Below are 3,068 nucleotides of genomic sequence, written 5' to 3' on the forward strand. Positions count from 1 at the left end.
TGCTTTCAGCTCCCCGGCCCCCCCGCAAGCCAGCCCGGCCCCCCGCGCCGGCGGGGGCCTTTTCGACCGATTCGTCGACCTGATGTCGGCTGCCAGATAACCCACGGGAAATACGATGACCAACTTCTTGCGCAACGCTTGTCTTGCCGTATCGCTGGCCTTGGGAACCTCTGCCGTGCAGGCACAGTCCGTGCCCGTGGGCGACTTCTTCAAGGACCCTGAATTCAGCAACGTCTCCCTTTCGCCCACGGGCGAGTACATCACCGTGTCGGTGCCGCAGTCCGACCGCACCGTGCTGGCGGCGTTCCGGGTCTCGGACATGAAGCTGGTGGCCAAGTGGGACTACGGCGAAAAGCGCCACATCGACCGTGTCCGCTGGGTCAACGACGAGCGCTTCTTCCTCTACGTCACGCAGAAGGTGGGTCGTTTCGACGCCCGTGTCGGCGCCGCGGACGTGTATGCCAGCAACGTCGACGGCACCAAGCGTATCGATATTCCCAACGGCGGCTTCTACGGCATCGTCGACCTGACCTGGAACGAGCCCCGCAGCATCCTGGTGGCGCGCTCGATCGAGTCGGCCTTCCTGTCCAGGCTGGACGTGTACAGCGGCGAAGTGCGCACCGTGGCGTCCGCGCCGCTTCGCGCCGGCACCTTCCTGGTGGACCATGAGGGCGAGGTCCGCTACGCCGTAGGCCAGGAAGAGGACCTTGACTCCGTCACCCTGCGCCGCAACGGCGACTCCTGGGTCACCGTGCACAGCGCCGAGATGGGCGGTGCGGTCCAGAGGCCGGTGGTTTTCGCCGCCGACAACAAGCGCGTGGTGTTCGAAGTCAGCGACAAGGGTGAACCCGCCCGCCTGGTGATGATGGACCCGGAAAGCAACACCACCACGCCGCTGACGGGCAATGCCAACGTCGAAAGCGTGGACTACCTGTTCAGCAGCGACGAACGCGACCTGCTCGCGGTCGGCTACATGGACGGTGTTCCCAGCTACCAGTTCGTCAACAAGGACCACGTCGAGTCCCGTACCTACGCCGGACTTATCAATGCCTTCCCGTACCATGCCATCAACTTCGGCGGAATCAGCCGCGACGGTCGCTTCGTGCTGTTCCGCGCCTTTAGCGACGTCGACCCGGGCTCGTTCTACCTGTTCGACCGCCAGACCGGCCAGGCCAAGTTCCTGCTGGCGGCAATGGACTGGATCAAGCCCGACCAGATGTCGCCGATGGAAGCCATTTCCTTCGTGGCCCGCGACGGCACCAAGGTGCACGGCTACCTGACCCTGCCGCGCAACGGCGGCGGCAAGAACCTGCCGTTGATCCTGCATCCGCACGGCGGCCCGCATGGTCCGCGCGACATGTGGGGCTTCAATCCCGAAGTGCAGTTCCTGGCCAACCGCGGCTATGCGGTGCTGCAGGTCAACTTCCGCGGCTCGGGTGGCTATGGCAACGCGTTCGAGCGCATGGGCTACCGCAACTGGGGTACCACCATGATCGACGACATGACCGATGCCGTGGACTACGTGGTGCGGCAGGGCATTGCCGACCAGTCCCGCATCTGCACCTACGGCGCCTCCTACGGTGGCTATGCTGCGCTGCAGACTGTGGTGCGCGAGCCCACCAAGTACAAGTGCGCCATCGGCTACGTGGGTGTCTACAGCCTGCCGCTGATGTTCAAGGACGGCGACATCCCCGAAACCGAAACCGGGCGCAACTACCTCAACCGCGTGATGCCCGAGACGGTCGCCGAGCAGCAGGCGCAGTCGCCGGCCTTCAACATCGACAAGATCCGCGTGCCGGTGATGCTGGTGCAGGGCGCCAAGGACCAGCGCGTGCCGATCAGCCAGTACAACCTGCTGCGCGAGCGGCTGGAGGCGGCGGGCCGCGCGCCCGAAGTCACCATCGTCGAGGACAAGGAAGGCCACGGCTTCTACGACTACCAGAACCAGATCGACCTCTACACCGCGATGGAAGCCTTCCTGGGCAAGCACATCGGCCGCACCCAGCCGTCCACCGCACCGTAAGGCCCCTCGGCCCTCCTTCCGCGTCATCCGAGTAGACCCATGCCCAAGCGTACCGACCTGAAGTCCATCCTCATCATCGGCGCTGGCCCGATCGTCATCGGCCAGGCCTGTGAGTTCGACTACTCCGGCGCACAGGCCTGCAAGGCGCTGCGCGACGAGGGCTACCGGGTGATCCTGGTGAACTCCAACCCGGCCACGATCATGACCGACCCGGACATGGCCGACGCGGTGTACATCGAGCCGATCAACCCGGCCACGGTGGAGCGCATCATCGCCAAGGAGAAGCCCGACGCGCTGCTGCCGACGATGGGCGGACAGACCGCGCTGAACTGCGCGCTCGACCTGGCCGACGCCGGCGTGCTGGAAAAGTACGGCGTGGAGCTGATCGGCGCCTCGCGCGAAGCCATCCGCATGGCCGAGGACCGCGAGCTGTTCCGGGTGGCCATGCGCGAAATCGGCCTGGACTGCCCGAAGGCCGAAGTGGCGCGCTCGCTGGACGAAGCCATCCGCATCCAGGCCACGGTGGGCTACCCGACCATCATCCGCCCATCGTTCACCCTGGGCGGCAGCGGCGGCGGCATCGCCTACAACCGCGAGGAGCTGCTTGAAATCTGCACCCGCGGCCTCGAACTGTCGCCCACCGGCGAAGTGCTGGTGGAAGAGTCGGTGCTGGGCTGGAAGGAGTTCGAGATGGAGGTGGTGCGCGACACCGCCGACAACTGCATCATCGTCTGCTCGATCGAAAACCTCGACCCGATGGGCGTGCACACCGGCGACTCCATCACGGTCGCCCCGGCGCAGACGCTCACCGACAAGGAATACCAGCGCCTGCGTGACGCCTCCATCGCCGTGCTGCGCAAGATCGGCGTGGACACCGGCGGCAGCAACGTGCAGTTCGGCATCAACGCCCAGGACGGCCGGGTGGTGGTGATCGAGATGAACCCGCGCGTGTCGCGTTCTTCGGCGCTGGCGTCCAAGGCCACCGGTTTCCCGATTGCCAAGATCGCCGCCAAGCTGGCCGTGGGCTACACGCTGGACGAACTGC

The 3,068-nt window shown here is 65.7% G+C and carries 2 protein-coding genes; both read left to right on the forward strand.

The genetic code is table 11. The features are described from left to right. Positions 1-115 precede the first annotated feature (115 nt). Positions 116-2,023 (forward strand): S9 family peptidase, encoded by a 1,908-nt coding sequence (locus K0M70_RS12335; protein WP_290782368.1) that lies wholly within the window; start codon positions 116-118, stop codon positions 2,021-2,023. 39 nt (positions 2,024-2,062) lie between these two features. Further along, positions 2,063-3,068 (forward strand): carbamoyl-phosphate synthase large subunit (gene carB, locus K0M70_RS12340; RefSeq protein ID WP_290782370.1); only part of this gene is annotated, 1,006 nt, incomplete at its 3' end.

The organism is Arenimonas sp., from assembly GCF_019459675.1.
GTDB lineage: Bacteria > Pseudomonadota > Gammaproteobacteria > Xanthomonadales > Xanthomonadaceae > Arenimonas.

Excerpts from the sequence above, each read along its gene's own strand:
- K0M70_RS12335 (WP_290782368.1), top strand. The coding sequence starts at position 116 with ATGACCAACTTCTTGCGCAACGCTTGTCTTGCCGTATCGCTGGCCTTG.